The organism is Phaeobacter piscinae, from assembly GCF_002407245.1.
GTDB lineage: Bacteria > Pseudomonadota > Alphaproteobacteria > Rhodobacterales > Rhodobacteraceae > Phaeobacter > Phaeobacter piscinae.
The window spans coordinates 489,302-509,469 of record NZ_CP010681.1 but is presented as its reverse complement, the minus strand read 5'-3'; the positions used below and the strand labels follow the sequence as shown (position 1 = coordinate 509,469).

The 20,168-nt window shown below is 63.2% G+C and carries 9 protein-coding genes; 8 read left to right on the top strand and 1 reads right to left on the bottom strand.

The window, feature by feature from the left end:
- Positions 1-204 precede the first annotated feature (204 nt).
- Genes phaeop14_RS02305 through phaeop14_RS02275 form a run of 7 tightly spaced genes read left to right on the top strand, consistent with a single transcriptional unit; the run spans position 205 to position 17,415 of the window.
- Positions 205-6,690 (top strand): type I polyketide synthase, encoded by a 6,486-nt coding sequence (locus tag phaeop14_RS02305; protein WP_096788641.1) that lies wholly within the window; start codon positions 205-207, stop codon positions 6,688-6,690.
- A complete protein-coding gene (locus phaeop14_RS02300; RefSeq protein WP_096788640.1) occupies positions 6,687-7,757 on the top strand; it encodes a glycosyltransferase family 2 protein in 1,071 nt (356 codons plus the stop codon). The genes phaeop14_RS02305 and phaeop14_RS02300 overlap by 4 nt, the downstream gene beginning before the upstream one ends.
- The gene (locus tag phaeop14_RS02295) at positions 7,754-12,400 is read left to right on the top strand and encodes a MupA/Atu3671 family FMN-dependent luciferase-like monooxygenase (RefSeq protein WP_096788639.1); all 4,647 of its coding nucleotides are present in this window, start codon (positions 7,754-7,756) and stop codon (positions 12,398-12,400) included. The genes phaeop14_RS02300 and phaeop14_RS02295 overlap by 4 nt, the downstream gene beginning before the upstream one ends.
- Entirely contained in the window at positions 12,397-13,110 is a 714-nt protein-coding gene (locus tag phaeop14_RS02290) for a 4'-phosphopantetheinyl transferase family protein (RefSeq protein WP_096788638.1), read from the top strand. The genes phaeop14_RS02295 and phaeop14_RS02290 overlap by 4 nt, the downstream gene beginning before the upstream one ends.
- A complete protein-coding gene (locus tag phaeop14_RS02285; RefSeq protein ID WP_096788637.1) occupies positions 13,107-14,009 on the top strand; it encodes a hypothetical protein in 903 nt (300 codons plus the stop codon). The genes phaeop14_RS02290 and phaeop14_RS02285 overlap by 4 nt, the downstream gene beginning before the upstream one ends.
- Positions 14,006-16,576, top strand: a complete 2,571-nt coding sequence (locus phaeop14_RS02280) for a hypothetical protein (RefSeq protein WP_096788636.1) — start codon at positions 14,006-14,008, stop codon at positions 16,574-16,576. Before phaeop14_RS02285 ends, phaeop14_RS02280 begins: the two co-directional genes overlap by 4 nt.
- Entirely contained in the window at positions 16,573-17,415 is an 843-nt protein-coding gene (locus tag phaeop14_RS02275) for a glycosyltransferase family 2 protein (protein WP_096788635.1), read from the top strand. The genes phaeop14_RS02280 and phaeop14_RS02275 overlap by 4 nt, the downstream gene beginning before the upstream one ends.
- An 18-nt stretch (positions 17,416-17,433) precedes the next feature.
- On the opposite strand, the gene phaeop14_RS02270 is transcribed toward phaeop14_RS02275, so the two are convergent.
- Positions 17,434-18,651, bottom strand: a complete 1,218-nt coding sequence (locus phaeop14_RS02270; RefSeq protein ID WP_096788634.1) for a glycosyltransferase — start codon at positions 18,649-18,651, stop codon at positions 17,434-17,436.
- Positions 18,652-18,795: 144 nt separating this feature from the next.
- Here phaeop14_RS02270 and phaeop14_RS02265 point away from each other — a divergent pair, with 144 nt between their 5' ends.
- Entirely contained in the window at positions 18,796-20,160 is a 1,365-nt protein-coding gene (locus phaeop14_RS02265; protein WP_096788633.1) for an oligosaccharide flippase family protein, read from the top strand.
- The last annotated feature ends 8 nt before the right edge of the window (positions 20,161-20,168 follow it).

The following is a 20,168-nucleotide window of genomic DNA, read 5'->3' as shown; positions in this document are numbered from 1 at the left end:
TATATTTTGCAGGGTTCTCGCGGAGCACAGGGTTTTCCGTCGGCTTGGGGGCCAGCGGGCGAACGCCCTGTTCGAAGATTGGGGGCCAATTCGTACCACTGTGCAGGACCACCCGAATTGGGCGGTCGGTGTTGTTAATTGGTTGGGGCTTTGTCCGGTACTGCATTTAGGGTCGGGCACATGATTTGAGGACGATTGGGGCAATTGAAGACATCAGGGAAAACCACGGATCGCACTCCGTTTGATGCCTCGCGTTACAGCGGGGATATTGCCATTGTGGGCATGTCACTTTGCGTGCCGGGCGCCCAGTCCCCCGGCGCATTCTGGCAAAATCTGCGCGACGGCGTGGAATCGATCCGCCCTGTCAGCGAAGACGACCTCTTAGCCGCAGGCGAAGACCCTGAGACACTGTCCGACCCCAATTATGTTGCCGCCACCGCAGCGCTGGAGGGCTATGCTGAGTTTGATGCCGACTTCTTCGGTTTCAGCCCGAAAGAAGCCGCGATCCTTGACCCGCAACACCGCAAATTCCTGGAGGTTGCCTGGAGCGCGATGGAGGATGCCGGTCATCCACCTGAGAGCCTTGATGGTCCGATTGGGGTCTATGCCGGCTGCGGCATGGGCAGCTATTTTTACTTCAACATCTGCTCCAACAGGCCGCTGGTCGATGATGTCGGTATGTTCCTGCTGCGCCACACCGGCAACGACAAGGATTTCCTATCCACGCGCGTCAGCCATGTGTTTGATCTCAAAGGCCCGTCCGTCAACATCCAGACCGCCTGCTCGACCTCGCTGGTGGCAGTGCATTACGCCAGTAAGGCCCTGCGCGAGGGCGAGTGTGAGATGGCTCTTGCCGGTGGCGTTACGATTGAGCTGCCACAGGGCCGCGGCTACCTGTTCAAAGAGAACGAGATCCTGTCGCCGGACGGCCACTGCCATGCGTTTGACCACCGCGCACAGGGGACCGTTTTTGGCTCCGGCGCGGGGGCGGTTGCGCTGCGCCGCCTGGAGGACGCGCTGGCGGATGGCGATCACATCTGGGCCGTCATCAAGGGCTCGGCGATCAACAATGACGGTGCGGATAAGGCAGGCTATCTCGCCCCCTCGGTCGAGGGGCAGGCCAGCGCCGTGCGGCAGGCGCTGCGCGCGGCAGAGACGCCGCCGGATACCATCGACTATGTCGAATGCCATGGCACTGGAACCTATCTGGGCGACCCGATTGAGGTCACGGCCCTGACCGAAGCCTACCGCGAGACCACGCCTGCGGTCGGCTATTGCCGTATCGGCTCGGTGAAGACCAATATCGGGCATCTGGATACGGCCGCCGGTGTGGCCGGGCTGATCAAGACAACGCTGGCGCTGCATCATGGCCAGATCCCGCCAAGCCTGGGGTATGAGGCGCCCAACCCGGCCATTGATTTTGAAACCTCACCCTTTGTGGTCAACGACCGCTTGCGCGACTGGACCTCTGCCAAAGGCCCCCGCCGTGCTGCGATCAACGCGCTGGGGGTTGGCGGCACCAACGCCCATGCGGTGCTGGAACAAGCCGCCCCCCGCCCCGCCTCGGATGAAAGCGATTTCCCGTTTCAGGTGCTTTGCTTGTCTGGCCATTCTAAAGCAGCACTCAATGCCAATGCTTCGGCCCTGGCCGCCCATCTGCGCGCCAATCCCGATCTGCCACTGGCAGATGTGGCCTACACGCTGAAGGAAGGCCGCCGCGGCTTTGCCAAGCGTCGGACGTTGGTCGCCGAAACCCCTGAGGAAGCCGCCGCCCTGCTGGACGCGGGCGATCCAAGGCGGGTGTTTGACCATGATTGCGCCGAAAGCACCCCTGAGGTGGTCTTCATGTTCCCTGGTGGCGGCGCGCAATATGCGGGCATGGCGCGGGATCTCTATGAAACCGAACCGGTTTTTGCCGATTGGATGGACCGGGGTCTGGATCACCTTGAGGGCCAGCTGGACTATGACATTCGCGCGCTCTGGCTGCCGGATCCGGGGCAGGGAGACACCGCAAATGCGCGCCTGCAACAGCCATCCGCGCAGCTGCCGCTGATCATGATCGTGGAATTCGCGCTGGCGCAACTGTGGATCAGCTGGGGCGTGCGCCCCGCCGCTCTGGTGGGCCATTCCATGGGGGAGAACACCGCAGCCTGTCTGGCCGGGGTGCTGTCGTTTGAGGATTGCATTGATCTGGTGCTGCTGCGTGGGCGGCTGTTCGACAAGGTACCCGCCGGCGGCATGCTGTCGATCTCGCTGCCGCTGGAGGAGGTTGAGGCCAGATTGTCGCCGGATCTGGACATTGCCAGCGTCAATGCCCCCCGCCTCACAGCTGTCTCTGGACCGCAGGCCGCACTAGATGCGCTGGCAGCGCAGTTGACCGCGGATGAAGTCGATCACCAACGCATCCAGATCGACATAGCTGCCCACAGCCGTATGCTGGAAGGCATTTTGGACGAGTACCGCAAGTTCCTGCGCGGGTTGACCTTAACCGCCCCCGGTCGCCCAATCCTGTCCAACCGTAGCGGCCAGATCCTGAGTGACGCGGAGGCTACCGACCCCGAGTATTGGGTCGGTCAGCTGCGCAATACGGTGATGTTTTCCGCCTGCCTCGACACGCTCGCCGAGCAACCCAACCGGCTTTATCTCGAGGTTGGCCCCGGCAAGGCCTTGTCCTCGCTGGCGCAGATGGCCCCGGCGATCAAGCCCGGTCAGGTGCTCAGCTCATTGCGTCACCCCGACCAGATGATGGCCGATGATGCCTATTTCTTTGGCGTGATCGGACGGCTCTGGGCCGCAGGGCTGGAGGCGGACTGGGATCAGATCTGGGGAGATGCCCGCCGCCAGCGTCTGCCGTTGCCGACCTACGCGTTTCAGCGCAGCCGCTATTTCATCGAACCCGCTGCCCCGGCCACTGCGGACACAGCAATCAGCGCGCCCCAGCGCCATGACGACATGTCACAATGGGGATCGCGCCCCAGCTGGCGACCAGCGCTGGCCAGCTGCGATCTTGATGTTACCACCGAACTGGATCAGCAACCTGAAACCTGGCTGCTGTTTGAGGATGACACCGGGCTGTGTGCCGATCTGGCGCCGCGCCTGGAACAGGCAGGGCACAGGGTGGTGCGGGTCACCCCCGGCGACACCTATGCCCAGCTGAGCGAGAGCCGCTATATGTTGGCCCCGGAACAGGGGCGCGCGGGCTATGATGCGCTGTTTGCCGATCTCGCGCTGGCGGATTTGCTGCCAAGTCGCATTGGCCATTTCTGGCTGGTCACTGAGGGCGAGAGCTTCCGCCCCGGCGCCTCCTTTTTTGATCGTAATCTGGAGATGGGGTTTTATGCGCTGACCGCGCTGGGGCAGGCGTTGGCCCAGATTGACCTTCCGCATCCCCTGCATATGACGGTCTTTACCACCGGGGCGGCACAGCTGCGCAATGAGCCGCTGCCCTACCCGGAAAAGGCGATGATTGCCGGCCCTGCCGGCGTGCTGCCGCGCGAGATCCCCGGCCTGACCTGCGCCACGGTCGATATCGAACTGCCAACCCGCCCCAATGGCCTGCGTCGCTGGCTTTCGGATCAGGCTCCGATGTCAATCACTGACCGCCTGCTGGAGGACTTGCTCTCGGAACCTGCGAATGACACGGCGCTCTGGCGCGGTGACAAGCGTTATGCCTTGCGGTGGCGCCCAGTGGCACTGCCAGACAGTGCGCCTGCATCGTCGCATTCTGGCTTCCGTGAAGGTGGCACCTATCTGATCACCGGTGGCTATGGCGGCATCGGACGCACGATCGCGGCGGACCTGATGCAAAGCTTTGACGCCAATGTGGTGCTGATCTCGCGCGGCGGGTTGCCGCCGCGCGACACCTGGGACAGCTATCTCAATCGTCACAGCCCAGCCAATACAACCGCGCAACGCATCCGCGCCGTGAAGGCGCTGGACGCACTTGGAAAAGGCCGCGTCTTGCCGCTGGCCGCAGATGTCTGCAACAGCGAGCAAATGCGCACCGCTGTTGCAACAGCCGAGGAGATCTTTGGCCCGATCACCGGCGTCATCCACGGCGCCGGCCAGATCAACGATGCGCCGGTTCTGGCCAAAACAGAAGAGGATATCGCTCAGGTTCTGGCTCCCAAAGTCAGCGGGCTCAGAGTGCTCGACGCCATCTTCGGCGCAGATCAGCTGGAGTTGATGGTGCTGTTTTCCTCCTCCTCTGCGGTAACGCGCCCGATTGGTCAGGTCGATTATGTGGCTGCCAATGAATACCTCAATGCCTTTGCCAAACATCGCAGCGCCCGTGCCTCCCCGGATCAGAGAACGCATGTGGTATCTGTCGATTGGGGTGTCTGGGCGGACGTCGGGATGGCGGCGGAGGCCCTCGGCGCACACAAGCCCGAGGCGGGCAGCGACCCCATCCCCTGCGATCAACCGCTGTTTGACAGCCGCCAGTTTGCCCATGACGGCAGTTTGCTGTTCCACCGCCGATTGAGCAGTGATCAGTGGATATTGGATGAACATCGCACCAAGGATGGCACCGCGCTGATCCCCGGCACCGGATATATCGAATATGCCGCTGAGGCGCTGGCGGAGCTGGGCCATGACACGCCTTTTGCGCTGCGCGATCTCTATTTCCTGCGGCCTCTGGTGGTGGCAGGAACGCCCTGCGATATGATCGTCCGGCTGACTCCGGTGGAGCGGGGCTATGATTTTGCGGTCTACAGCCGTACGGCGGAGGGCTATGCACTGCATGTACAGGCGCTGCTGGACACCGATCTTGACCGGGACACGCAAGCCCCGGTCGATATCCCTAAACTGAGGCTTCGCATGCCGGAGGTATCGGAGAGCCCCACGGCGGAACGACTGAAAACACCGCAGGAAGCACATCTTAAATTCGGTCCACGCTGGCATGTTCTGGAAGAGATACGCCATGGAACCGCAGAAGGTCTTGCCCGACTGAAGCTACCGCAGATTGCCGAAAAAGATGGCACCCTTCTGCCCCCCGGACTGATGGATCTGGCCACCGGCTGGGCCATTGATCTGGTCCCCACCTATCGGGGCAGCGCGCTTTGGGTGCCGGTGTCCTATGACAGCATCCAGATCTTTGCGCCGCTGCCGATTGACCTGCTGAGCCATATGCGGCTGGTCGACAGCTCTGCAAATAGCGCGCAGTTCGACATCACGCTGGCCGCTACGGATGGCACTGTGGTCGCAGAAATGCGTGGGTTTCAAATGCAGCAGCTGCCCGGTGCGACCAATCTGGCCCCGGCAGAGGGCGCAGACGCCAGCGCTGAGGATCTGGGACTGACGGCATCCGGCAGCGCGCAGCCCTTGTCGCTGGAGGAACGGCGCCTTCACCGCAATATCGCGCAAGGAATCCGTGCCGAGGACGGTCCCGAGGCCTTGCGCCGGGCGCTCGCCACCGGGCTGTCGCAGGTGGTGGTCTCGTCGCTGGCGCTGCCGGATCTGATTGCGCAAGCCGATCAGCCGCCGCCGCAGAATGCCGACACCAACCAGAGCTTTGAGCGACCACAGCTGGACACCGAGTACCTTGCCCCGCGCAATGCCGTGGAGGAAGATATAGCCGCTCAGTTCGCGCGTCTCCTTGGCGTGACGCAGGTCGGGGTTGAGGACAGTTTCTTTGACCTTGGCGGCCATTCTCTGATCGCGGTTCGGCTGTTTGCGCAGATCAAGCGCAGCTTTGGTGTGGATCTGGCGATCTCCACCCTGTTTGAGGCCCCTTCTGTTGCCAAGCTGGCAGAGCTGGTGATTGCGCGCACCGGTGGCGGTCTCACCACCGAGACCCCGGTTGAGAGTGCAGGTGACACCGCCGCCGAGACCCCCAGCTACACCCATCTGGTCCAGCTACACCCCGGTGATGGCACCGGGCGGCGACCGTTCTTCCTGGTGGCGGGCATGTTTGGCAACGTGCTGAACCTGCGTCATCTGGCCCTGATGGTTGGCAAGGACCGTCCCGTTTACGGGCTGCAGGCCCGAGGGTTGATCGGCGAGGATGCGCCGCACGATCGTCTGGATGCAGCGGCCCGTGATTATCTGTCGGAGATCCGCAGTGTCCAGCCAGAGGGGCCGTATCTGCTGGGCGGGTTCTCCGGCGGCGGGCTGACCGCCTATGAGATGGCCCAGCAACTGCAGGCTGAGGGTGAAGAGACTTCCGCGCTGATCCTCTTGGACACGCCGCTCCCGCTGCGTCCAGAGCTGACGCGCCGCGACAAGGCGCTGATCAAATGGGCCGAACTGCGCAGCAAGGGGATCGCCTATCTGGGCGAATGGATCACCAATCGCATCGCCTGGGAGATCGAGAAACGCCGTTATGCTGTCAGCGGCGACAGCGCAGCGCCAGTGTTCAACAACCGCAAGGTCGAACTGGCCTTCCGCGCCGCCCTGCCCGCTTATGATCTGCGCCCGTGGTCCGGGCCCATGACGCTGTTCCGCCCGCCACTTGACCGGCACTGGCAGGTCTCTGCCGGGAATTGGGTCAGCCGCGAGCGGGAATATGTCTTTGATGACAACGAATGGACCCGTTGGGCCCCCGCCGTTGAGGTGGTCGAGGTGCCCGGCGATCACGACAGTATGGTTCTGGTGCCAAATGTCAGTGTGCTGGCTGGAGAGGTGAAGGCGCGACTGGATGCCGCCGACGCCGTAGCGCTGGCCCGCAGCACCGCGGAGGCGGCAGAATGACCAACGCCACCGCCCCCTCCGCCGCGCCGCTTGTAGACGCCGCCCCCGGCGGTACAAATGCGCGCATTCTGACCATCATCCTGAACTATAAGACGCCGCAGATGACGCTGGACTGCGCCGCTGCCGCGCTGGAGCAGATGGAAGAGCTGCCCGGCGAAGTGGTGATCATCGACAATGGCTCCGCCGATGGCTCTTATGAGCAGCTGCTCACGGCGGTGCAGGCGCGCGGCTGGATCGACAGCGGCCGCCTGCGTCTGATCGCCAGCGACCGCAACGGCGGGTTTGGCGCGGGCATGAATATCGGCTTTCGCCTTGGCCTATCCGATGGCAGCGCCCCGGAGTTCTATTATCTGCTGAACTCAGATGCCTTTGTGCAGCCGGGCGCGATCCGCGCGTTGCGAGATTTTCTGCAAGCGACCCCCAGCGCCGGTCTGGTCGGCTCTTATGTGCGCGGCACCGATGGGACGCCTCATTGCACCGCCTTTCGCTTTCCCACCATCGCGGGCGAGTTTGAATCCTCGGTGCGAACCGGCATCGTGACGCGCTTGCTGAAAGATGCCGTGGTGCCGATGGAAATCCCCACCACCCCGACACAGTTGGATTGGACCGCTGGTGCCAGTCTGATGATCCGCCGGGAGGTGATTGATGCGGTGGGCGGGTTTGACGAGACGTTCTTTCTCTACTTTGAGGAGACTGAACTTTGCCACCGTGCCGCCCGCGCTGGCTGGAGCACGCACTTCCTGCCGGAAAGCGAGGTGGCCCATGTCGGATCCGCCTCGACCGGGATGAAAGACTGGCAGCGCACCCCGCAATACTGGTTCGACAGCCGGTTGCATTACTTTCTCAGCACCCATGGGCGCGCCTACACGGTTGGGGCCACATTGGCGCTGATCAGCGGCAGCCTGCTCTACGGGCTGCGGCGGCTGGTGTCGGACAAACCGGCCTCCGATCCACCCTATTTTCTGCGGGATCTGATCGTTCATCACAGCCGCGCGATCTTTCGCCGCCGAAAAAACCAACCTATGGAACCGCGCCAGACCCCGTCTCAACCGGAGGAGCAGAAATGACCCCATTCTCCTGTATCGTTCTTGGCAATGAATCACTGCTTGTTGCCTGCGCGGACACATTGCTGGCCCGCAGCCACAGCATCGCCGCTGTTGTCACAAAAGACGCCGAAATCCGCCAGTGGGCCGCTGACAAGGGCCTGACTGTACTTGAAGACGCACGCGATTTTGACGGGTCTGTGGACTGGCTGCTGTCCATCGCGAACCTTGAGATCATCCCCGACAGCGTGCTGGCCCGCGCAGCGAATGGCGGCGTTAATTTTCATGATGGCCCGCTACCGCGTTATGCCGGTCTCAACACCCCGAACTGGGCCCTGATCGAAGGGGCTGAGGGTTACGGGATCACCTGGCACCTGATCGAGGGCGGCGTGGATGAGGGTGATATCCTCGCCCAGCGCCTGTTTGCAATTGCCGGGGATGAGACGGCCTATAGTCTCAACGCCAAATGCTATGCCGCTGCAATGGACAGTTTTGGCGATGTGCTGGGGCAGCTGGAAACCGGCACGCTGGCGCGGCAGGCGCAGGATTTCAGCACCCGCACGCTCTATACACGCGCTGACCGGCCCGAAGCGGGTGCACTGCTGGATCTGTCGCAGCCCGCCGCGGACCTGCACCGGTTGGTGCGCGCCCTTGATTTCAACGGGTACTGGAACCCGCTTTGTGCTGCCAAGGTCCAACTACCTGCAACCAGCGATGCGCCAGTAGCGTTGATCAGCACCGCAGAGATCGCAGAGGGATCCGGCGCGCCGGGCACAGTACTGAGCGTGGATGACACGACGATGACCTTGGCCTGCGGCGATGGCGCGCTGCGGATTGGCGGATTGCACCACTGCGACGGGCGCCCGATCCGCGCCGTCGACCATGTCAAAACCGGGGATAGTCTTCCGTCTCTTGATGCAGCGGCCCGCAGCGATTTGACCCGGCAAATGGCCGCGACGCAGGCCAGCGAGGGTAAATGGCGCAAGGCGCTGGCGGCCCTGCCCGCTGTGGATCTGCCCTTGGCAGGTCCGGCAGCTGATGGTGCTGCCGAAATCAACCATCTCATGCTGTCCCACAATGCGCCACTGACAGAGGTCGATGTACTGAGCGTCGCCCTCTCTCTCATGCTATCCAGCTCCGGTGCGGAGGCTGCTGGCATCGCGCTCGGCACGGACGCGCTGCAGGAGACTGCCATCGCGGGGCTGATCTCTGACTGGGTGCCGGTGCAGGCCCGCCGCGATGCGCCCCTGGACGATCTGCGGTCCGAATTGGCTGCAGAGCTGGGCAGCACCCGCAGCAGCGGCGGTTTTGCCGCTGATCTCATTGCCCGTGCGCCGGAGTTGCGACAGACCGGGGGCAGCGGTTTCTGTCCGGATATTGGCTGCATGCTGGGGCGTGCGCAGCATATCGACGGTTGTGCAGCGACCCTGTCCCTGTCGGAGGGCGCTTTGGCCCTGCACATTGATATTGCGCGGCTGGATGCGCAAGCGACCGAGCTGCTGGTGGGGCGGGCCGAACTGCTGATCGACGCGCTGACCTCGGCCGCCGGTGGCACCATCGCCGATTTGCCGATCCTGCCGGAGGCCGAAAGACGCCAGATGTTGGTGGACTGGAACAGCACCGCCCGTTCCGACATCGGGCAAAGCACCATACCGGCGGAGTTTGCAGCCCAGGTTGCACGAACCCCGGAGGCTACGGCGCTGGTCTATGAGGATCAGAGCCTGACCTATGCCGAGCTCTCTGCTCGCGTTGATCATCTGGCAGCCCTCCTGCGTGACCGTGGAGTGAAGCCGGGCAGCCATGTCGGTATTTACCTGGGGCGCGGGCCTGATCTGGTGATTGCTGCCCTTGCCACGATGGCGGCAGGCGGGGCTTATGTGCCGCTGGATCCGGCCTATCCGGCAGATCGCATCGCGCATTTCATCACCGACAGCGCCGCAAGCGTGATCCTGACCGACACCGGACACCGCGACCAGCTGCCCGGCAACCTGTCGGCCGATATCCTGTGCCTTGACGCCCTGCCCGAGATCTCCGCCGTGGCCGAAACTGTGGCCGAAACGCCTGCCACAGCGCCCGCACCAGAGGATCTGGCCTATCTGATCTATACGTCCGGCTCCACCGGCACGCCCAAGGGCGTGATGGTCCGCCATGGCAATGTTGCGAATTTCTTTGCCGCCATGGACGACCGCATCCCGCATCGGCCGGGGGACTGCTGGCTGGCGGTGACCAGCCTGTCGTTCGACATCTCGGTGCTGGAACTGTTCTGGACCTTGTCACGCGGCTTCAAACTGGTGCTGTCCAGTGATGAGGCGCGGTTGCAGCTGTCCAATGGCCCGGTCGCCACCAGTGATCGCGGCATGGATTTCAACCTGTTTTACTGGGGCAATGACGATGGTCCCGGCCCGCGCAAATATGAACTGCTGCTGGAAGGCGCGAAATTCGCCGATCAGCACGGGTTCAACGCGGTCTGGACACCAGAGCGACATTTCCACGCCTTCGGCGGGCCCTATCCGAACCCGGCAGTGACCGGCGCGGCGGTGGCTGCAGTGACGAAAAATATCGGCGTGCGCGCGGGGTCCTGCGTGGCGCCGCTGCATCACCCGGCCCGCATTGCCGAAGAATGGTCGGTGATCGACAATCTGACCGGCGGACGCGCAGGTATAGGCTTCGCCTCTGGCTGGCAGCCGGATGACTTCATCCTGCGCCCCGAAAATACGCCCCCCGCCAATAAGCCTGCGCTGTTCGAGGCTATTGAGACGGTGCGGAAACTCTGGCGCGGAGAGGAGGTCGCCTTCCCGCGCAAGGATGGTGGCGAACACGCGGTTCTGACCCAGCCGCGCCCTGTGTCAAAGGAGCTGCCGGTCTGGGTCACCACGGCAGGCAACCCCGAAACCTGGCGTGAGGCGGGCAGTATCGGGGCTAATGTGCTGACCCATCTGCTGGGACAAAGCATTGAGGAGGTCGCGGGCAAAATCACCATCTATCATGATGCCCTGCGCGCCGCCGGTCACGACCCGCGCGATCACAAGGTCACGCTGATGCTGCACAGCTATCTCGCGGACACCCGCGAAGACGCCCGCGCCACAGCCCGAGAACCGATGAAGGATTACCTGCGCGCGGCGGCTGGTCTGATCAAACAATACGCCTGGGCTTTTCCTGCGTTCAAAAAACCAGAAGGGGTGAAAAACCCGTTTGAAATGGACCTCGGCATGCTTTCGGCAGAGGAGCTGGAGGCCATTCTCGATTTTGCTTTTGAACGGTATTTTGAGGATTCCGGCCTGTTTGGCACCATTGCCGATGCCCTGCAGCGGGTGGAGCAGCTCAAGCAGATCGGCGTTGATGAGATCGCCTGCCTGATCGACTACGGCATTGCACCGGAGATTGTGCTGGAGGGGCTGAAACCCCTTGCGGAGGTGCTGCGCCTTGCCAACGCCCCGCAACAGCTGGCCGCGGAGGATGTCTCGCTTGCGGCGCAGATCCTGCGCCACGGCGTCACCCATATGCAATGCACCCCGTCGATGGCCCGGATGATCACCGCAGACGCCGATGCGCGCCCTGTGCTGGGGAGGCTCTCGCATATGTTCATCGGGGGGGAGGCGCTGCCGGGCGACTTGGTGGCCAGCCTGCGCGCGACAACCGATGCCGACATCCACAATATGTATGGCCCGACAGAGACCACCATCTGGTCGACCATGCAGAGCCTTGCGGAAGTGCCAACTGGCACGGCGCAGATCGGTGCGCCGATTGCCAATACCACTGTTTATGTCGTCAATGACAGCCTGTCTCTTCAGCCGATTGGGGTACCCGGCGAATTGCTGATCGGCGGTGCCGGTGTGACCGCCGGTTACTGGCAGCGCCCAGATCTCACGACGGAGCGTTTTGTTCCTGATCCCTTTGCCGATGCGGGGACGCATGTCCCCTCAACCCACCTTTATCGCACCGGGGATCTGGTGCGCTGGCGCAGCGACGGTCAGCTGGAATTCCTGGGCCGCAGCGATCATCAGGTCAAAATCCGCGGCCAGCGGATCGAACTGGGCGAAATCGAGGCCGCGCTGGCGGCGATGGATGGCATTACCGGGGCCGTTGTTATCGCCCGCGAAACCGCTGGCGACACCCGGCTGATCGCCTATGTAACCGGACCTGTGGCACCGGATCAGGCGGCGCTGAAGGCCGCACTCACGCAGCAACTGGCTGCGGTCATGGTGCCGAGCCATATCGAACATCTCGACGCCTTCCCGCTGACCCCAAACAAGAAGATCGACCGCAAGGCGCTGCCCGATCCAAAACCGGTACAGATTTCCGTGCCCACCTCCGACGCGCCGCTCAGCGCCGGGGCACAGAGCAAGATTGCCGAAATCTGGAGCGGTATCCTTGGCGTCAGCGGCATCGGGGCAGAGGATAATTTTTTCACCCTGGGTGGCCATTCCCTGCTCGCGGTACAGGCCCACCGCGACATTCGTGGCGCGCTGGATGTGCCAAAGCTGTCGATCACCGATATCTTCCGCTTCCCGACCCTGTCGGGATTGGCAGGCCACATTGACGCGCTGACCGGCGCTGGTCCCGCTGAGGAGCACGTGGCCGAACCCGCCGTCGACGCCGCAGCGAAATCCGACATGATGTCCAAGCGCCGCGCAATGCGCGCCAACCGCAAGGCCCGCAGCGGATGACCCTGGTTGAGCCATCCTTGCGCAGCGCGCGGCACCGGGCGCTGATCCGCCCGTTGTTTGAAGATGGTGTTGCAGTGGAGGTCTGCGATCCGCAGGGAGATCCACCCGTGCCCTTCCCTGAGGAGGCCGCCTGCCTGTCGCCAAACGCGGTGGCGAAGCGGCGGCGAGAGTTCGCAGCAGGCCGTGCCGCGGCGCATCAGGCAATGGCAACGCTGGGCCTGACACCCAGCGCAATTCCCGTCGGGCCAAAACGCGCGCCGATCTGGCCGCCCGAGCTGGTTGGGTCGATCAGCCATTGCCGCAGCACCGCCGTTGCCGTCGCCGCCCGACCGCAGCAGATGCGCGGACTGGGCGTTGACGTCGAGGAGGACACGCCGCTCGCCGATGATCTGATCCCGCAGATCTGCCGCCCGGCGGAACGTCTCTGGCTGGCACAGCAGACCAACCCCGGCCAACTGGCCAAAGTGATATTTTCTGCCAAAGAAGCCGCGTATAAATGCCAATATCGCCTGAGCGAGCGGTTTTTCGGCTTTGACGGGATGGAACTGGAGATGCGTATGGCAAACGACACCGATCAGATCAGCGGGCAGTTTTCTGCGCGGTTTACGGCTGATCAACTGCCCTTCCTGACGGGGGACAGGATTGAGGGGCGATTTGTCATCGGGGAGGGGCTGATCGCGACCGCCGCACAGCTGCCGCAGGTGCGATGATCGGACGGCGTGGTTTTCTGGCACTCCTCTCCCTGTTGCCAATCGGCGCGCAGGCGACCCCCTTCGCGCTGCCACCTTTGACCGCGCCGGAGGGGCCGATGCGGGTGTTCCACCTTGGCCACTCACTGGTTGGGCCGGATATGCCGCATATGGTACAACAACTGGCGCCGGAGGGGCATCGGTATAACAGCCAGCTTGGCTCCGGCACGCCCTTACAGGATCATTGGGAGCCGGATCTGGAGATCCTGCATTTCGATCAGGTGAACACGCCTCCGGTCTGGCGTGACGCGCGCGAGGCGATTGGATCGGGCGACTATGACGCCGTTGTACTGACCGAAATGGTCGAGCTGCGCGATGCATTGCGTTATTTCAAAGGAGCGCGGTATTTTCGCCAGTGGGCAGATCTGGCGCGCGCTGGTGCCGCGCAGACGCGGATCTATCTCTATGAAACCTGGCACCCGCTGGATACCGCTGATGGCTGGCTGGCGCGGATTGACGGCGATCTGGATCAGCTGTGGCTTGGCGGGCTGGCTGGATCGGACAGCCGTCGCAACCCGAAGCGCCCTGCCTATCTGATCCCTGCGGGCCAGGCGATGGCAGCGGTTGTCCGCGCTGCTGAGGCCGGACAGATCGACGGGCTGACCCGCCGCGAAGACCTTTTTGCCCGCACCGAGGAGGGGGCGCTGGATCAGATCCATATCAATGATCTGGGGGCCTATATTGTTGCCCTCACCCATGTCAGCACACTTTATCAGCGCTCCCCGGTTGGCCTGCCCCATCAGTTGCAACGCGCCGATGGCACCCCGGCCGATGCCTTAAGTGCTGAAGCCGCGCGGCAAGCGCAGAACATCGTCTGGCAGGTGATCACCAGCCACCCACGCACCGGCGTGTCCTCATGACACTGGCGGATCTGGTCGCCAGCGTGGTCATGGTCGGCCATTCCCTGTTCGGCCCCGACAATCCAGTGATGCTGGAGCAGCTGCTGACGCAGCAACCCGCCCTTGCCGCCGGGCAGACAGGCGACACCATCACGGTCGAGGCGCAGATCATCAACGGCGCCCCGCTCAGCTATAATTGGGCCCATGCGGATCAGGCCGAGGGGATTAACGCCCGCACACGGCTGGTCGACGGCATAGATGTTCTGATCGTGACCGAAGCGATCCCGCTCGCCAACCATCTGAAATGGAGCGATACCGAGGGGGCGCTGACAGAGTTCTACACCCTCGCCCATAGTGCCAATCCCGAGGTCGAGGTCTATCTGCAGGAGACCTGGCACAGTCTGAGCAGCGGCACCGGGGTTGAGGTGCCATTTGACGCGGGTGCTGCGATGCCATGGCGCGACCGTTTGTCGGCGGATCTGCCGCGCTGGCAGAGCGTTGTCGATACGGTCAATCGCAAAACCGGCGGCAAGATCAAGCTGCTGAAGGCGGGCCAGGCGATGGCCCGGCTGGATGACGCCATTCAGGCCGGAACCGTGCCGGGCCTGAGCCGGATCGAGGAGGTCTTCGCCGACGACATTCACCCCAATGATCTGGGGTTCTATTTCCTCTCTGCCCTGCAATATGCGGTGCTGACCGGCCAGTCGCCCGTCGGCCTGCCGCATCAGCTGCGCTCATCATGGGGCGGTCGCTATAAGGCGCCCGCGCCCGCACTGGCGCGACGGCTGCAGGAGATCGCCTGGGATGCAGCACGGGAGCGGGTGCAACGGGCCTCCCTGCCCTTGGATCCGCCGCCCCTGCCCTCGGATCCGGTGTTGCCCACCTTGAACCAGCCGGTGCAAGCCAGCCAGAGCGTTGCGTCTGACGCTGTCACGTCGCGGGCAGAACCTGCTTTGATCGACGTGCCCAAGCAGCCGATTGCAATGAACCTTGCCTCTATCGCTGATTGGAGTCCGCAGGCGCCCTTCCTCGACCATTTCAAGACCGCGCGCCCCTGGATTGGACATATCGCAGGCCAGTGGGGGGGCGCGGATTATTCGGATCTGGCGGCAGCGGGATACCTGGATCCGGACGGCTGGCCCACTGCCATCCCGCCGGAACTGGGCTCGGTCGGCACCCTGATCCTCACGGATCTGCCGGAAGAGGCCAGCAGCCTTGCGGGGCGGTATGTGCTGCAATTCGAAGGCGACGGGATTGTTGAGGTTACGGGTCGGGCAAGGAACATCCGCTACAGCAAAAGCGAAATCCGCTTTGACTATACCCCGGGGGCCGGCGCGGTTGAAATCCGCATTCAGCGCAGTGACCGGCAAGGGGTCGGCGACTACGTGCGCAACATTACTGTGGTGATGGAAAAACACCTGCCCGACTGGCAGGCGGGGGCGCTGTTCAACCCGGATTGGATCGCCCGGTTGCGCGGGTTTGCGGCGTTGCGATTCATGGACTGGATGGCCACCAACGACAGCACTCAGGTCGGATGGGAAGATCGCCCGCGGGTGCAGGACTACAGTTGGACGGCGCAGGGTGCCCCGGCGGAGGTGCTGGTGGCACTTGCCAATCACCTGCAAGCTGATCCGTGGTTCACGCTGCCGCATATGGCCGATGATATCTATGTTCGCAACTATGCGCGACTGGTCCGCGACCAGCTGGACCCCGGACTGACCACCTATGTGGAATACTCCAACGAGGTCTGGAACTGGCAGTTTGAACAGGCGGTCTGGGCCGATGATCAGGCGCGTGCGCGTTGGGGTGGGCAGGATCTGTGGATGCAATTCTACGGGGGCCGCGCCGCCGAAGTTGCGATGATCTGGACGGATGTCTTCGGCGACGCGGCAGAGGATCATCTGGTGCGTGTGGTCTCCACCCAGACCGGCTGGTTGGGGCTGGAAGAGCAGATATTGGCGGCGCCCCTTTGGGTGGCCGAAGACCCAGCACGGCGCCCGCCCGCGCGCCTCTTTGATGCCTATGCGGTGACCGGCTATTTTGGTGGCATTCTTGGCCTGCCCGACCGTGCAGCCACCCTGCGCGCCTGGATCGCGCAAAGCCGGGAACAGGCTGCAGCGGCCGCTGAGGCCAAGGGGCTGCGCGGGGCCGCAGCTGGGGAATTTGTTGAGGCCCACCAATATGATGCCGCCAGCGCCCTGGCCGCCGCAGAACTGCGCGACGGGCTTGTCTCCGGCAGTTCCGAGGATACTGTCAGCGATCTTTTGGGGCGGGTCCTGCCCTATCATGCCAAGGTCGCTGAGGCGCATGGGCTTGACCTGATCATGTATGAGGGCGGCAGCCATGTGGTGGGTCTTGGCGCGATGGTGGATGATGAAATGCTGACCGGGTTCTTCAGCCATTTCAATTACACCGAAGAGATGGGCGCGCTGTACCGCAGTCTTCTGGCAGGCTGGCCGGAGATAGGCGGCCACCTGTTCACCGCCTATTCGGATGTTTCATCCCCCGGCAAATGGGGCAGCTGGGGCAGCCTGCGCTATGTGAGCGATGACAATCCGCGCTGGCGCGCGCTGGAGGCGGCAAAATGACACCGCTCATTAGCGTGCTGATCCCGGCCCACAATGAGGCGGGCTATATCGGGGCCTGCCTGTCGGCGCTCTTTGCGAGCGATCCCTTGCCCAAGGGCGCAGGGGCAGAAGTGCTGGTGATCGCCAATGGCTGCACCGACAGCACCGTCGCAGAGGCGCGTGCAGTGGCGGTGCCGCAGGGGTGGACCTGTGCGGTGATCGACCGACCCGAGGGCGGAAAAATCGGCGCACTTGCAGAGGGTGAATTGCGCGCCGCTGGCTCTATTCTGGTCTATCTGGATGCAGATGTGATCGTATCCCCCCCGTTGATGGCGCAGATCTGCGCCGCGTTGACCGGGGATCAGCCACGCTATGCCAGTGGAACGCCGCAGCTATTCCCTGCCCGCAGCCGGGTCAGCCGTCTATATGGGCGGTTCTGGGCAAAGCTGCCCTTTGTACGCGAAGGGGTGCCGGGGTTCGGCCTCTTTGCGATGAACCGCGCCGGGCGGGCGCGCTGGGGGCAATGGCCGGATGTCATTGCTGACGATATCTTTGCCCGGCTTAGCTTTGCTCCGGCGGAGCGGGTCCGGGTGCAGGCCAGTTACCAATGGCCGCTGATCGAGGGGTTTCGCAATCTGGTGCGGGTGCGGAGGCGCCAGAATGCCGGAGTGGCGGAGATTGCCGAACGGTTTCCCGCTCTGCTGACCAATGAGGATGTCCACCGCCCTGACCCAGCTGCGATCCTGCGGTTGGCGCTACGTGATCCGGCGGGGTTCATGACCTATGCTGCCGTGGCGCTGGCTGTGAAATCACCGCTGTTTCGCACCCGAAACGAGGCGCGCTGGACCCGTGGGCGATAGGTATATCAGGTCGAGGGCCTAGCCCGAGTCCCGTGGCAGGGCGGCTTGGACATGCTGCGCCAGTTTCGCTGCCTCGACATCGCTGTCGTGACGTAGCAGCACACGGGCGCGCCCGGCCTGTCCCATGGCAACCCGCTCAGCATGGGGCGTGGCGGCGAGGTCCCGGATGGCCTGCGCCAGAACGCCCGGATCCCCCGCTGGCACCAGCCAGCCGGTTTCCCCCGCCAGAATAAGTTCAGGGGTTCCGGCAATATAGGTTGCAATCACCGGGCGCGCGGCGGCCATAGCTTCCATCACCACCATCGGCAGGCCTTCGGCGAAAGACGGCATTACCAGCGCCTGCGCGCGCGCCAGCTCGCCTCTCACCTCGGCTTCAGAAAGCCAGCCGGTCAGCGTCACGTGATTGCCCAGCCCATGACGGTCAATCGCCGCCTCAAGATCGGGGCGCATGTCTCCATCACCGATCAACGCCAGATGCAGGTCAGGGTAATCCGCGACCAGCTGCGCCATCGCCTCAATCAGCACCATCTGGCCCTTCTGTTCCACGAACCGACCAATCGCAGCAAGCCGGAGCGGCCCCTCAGGCAGAGGCGTGGGATCGGCAAAGCGCGCAGGCTCAATCCCGCAATGGACCACCTTCAGTCGCTCCCAGCTGCCAAAGGCGGCCCAGCGGCTCAGCTGACTGCGGCCAAAGCTGCTGATGGCGACGGCAAATCTGGCGCGGTCGACTTTCTCCCCCAGCGACAACGACTCAGGCGCGTCGAATTCCTCCGGCCCATGGGTGGTGAAACTGTAACCCGGCGCACCCAGAGCCTCTGCCAGCATGGCCACTGTTGTGGCGTTGGTGCCGAAATGTGCATGTAGGTGGGCGATTTGATGCTGGGCGGCATACTCGGCGACATAGGCCGCCTCTGCCAGATAGATCAGGTGACGCAATCGACCAACCTGCGAGGCAGCGCCCAGCCGCCAGGCCATACGCAATGCAGATATCACGGATCCGGGCGCCCGGATGATGGACCGCAGCAGGGCTGCGGTCAATTTCAGCGCTCCGGCCTCAAGCACATAAGTGGTGCGGCCCTGCTCAGCCTGATCACCGGGATCAACCAAAGGCGCGCCGGACCGGCGCATGGCAATCCGGTGGATCATATGGCCCTGACGCTCCAACGCCTGCACCTCACGCCGAATGAAACTATGCGACGGCTGCGGATAGGTGTTCAGGATATACGCTATTTTCACGAGGACGACGGCCCATTTTATGCAAGAGTTATCGCAGGGTATCGTCAGTTGCCGCGCTTGCCCAGCATTGCCGCGAAGGCGCCGCGGAATTGACGCCTTTGAGGATCAGTGTCGCAAGTGTATCGCAGAACTTCGAGGATATTGATGCAGCAAGTCCTGTCGCTCTTCCAAGGTGAAAGCCTCGCAGCGCGCGTGCTGCGTTCGGCCTCGTGGCTGATGATGGGCTATGGCGGCAGTCAGGCCTTGCGGTTGGCGGCCAATCTGGTGATGACACGCCTGCTGTTTCCCGAAGCATTTGGCCTGATGGCGCTGGTCAGCGTGGTGATCACCGGGCTGGCGCTGTTTTCGGACATGGGGATTGGGCCGTCCATCGCCCAGAGCAAACGCGGTGACCATCCGGATTTCCTCGACACGGCATGGAGCGTTCAGGTGGTGCGCGGCTTCGCGCTCTGGGGGATGACTTTGCTTCTGGCCTGGCCGGTGTCGCAATTCTATGAGGCGCCCGAACTGCTGTGGTATTTGCCGATCGCCGGAATGGCGCTGGTGATCAACGGGTTCGATCCGATCCGGGTTGAGACTGCGCATCGACATCTTCTGGTCGGGCGGCTGACCGCGCTGGAGCTGCTCAGCCAAGCCATTGGCATTGGCGCCATGGTCCTACTGGCCTGGTGGACGCAGTCGGTTCTGGCGCTGGTGCTTGGCAGCGTTCTGCAGGCGGCAGCGTTTCTGCTGGCTGTGCATCTGGGACTGCCGGGGCGGCGCAGCCAGTTCCGTTGGGAGGCCAAGGCGCTGAAGGAGTTGCTGCATTTTGGCAAATGGATCTTCTTGTCCACCGCCTTCTGGTTTCTGACCTCTCAAGGAGATCGGGCTATTCTGGGCAAATTTGTCCCGCTGGATGTGCTGGGCATTTATAATATCGGGTTTTTCCTGGCGAGTTTCCCGATGGCACTGGGCCATGCGGTGAACCAGCGGCTGATGATCCCGGTCTATCGCGACAAGCCTGCGCATGCGGCGCCTGAGTATCGTCGCAAACAACGACAGCTGCGGGCCGGGCTTAGCGCGATGATCCTGACTATCCTGCTGGCTATGGCCTGGCTGGGGCCTTGGCTTGTCGATCTGCTCTACGATGCGCGCTATAGCTATGCAGGCCCGATGGTGGTGCTGATTGCGCTGGCGATGGTGCCTGCGGTTATCACCATGACCTATGATCAGGCCGCGCTGGCTGCTGGGGACAGCCGATCGTTCTTTGTCTTTACCGCTGCGCGGGCGCTGGCGCAGACGGGGCTGTTTCTGGCCGGGGTGATCCTGTTTGGCCTAACCGGTGGGATCGCCGCACTCGCGCTGGCGATGGTGCTGGCCTATCCCGTGATGATCTGGTTGGCGACCAAGCATCATGTCTGGGACCCGCTTCATGATCTATTGTTCACCGGTCTGGCAGCGGCTGTTGGGCTGTCGGCGATCTGGTGGCACTGGGGACGGCTGGCGGAGATGATCAGCGCGGTCGGGTGACGCCTGCT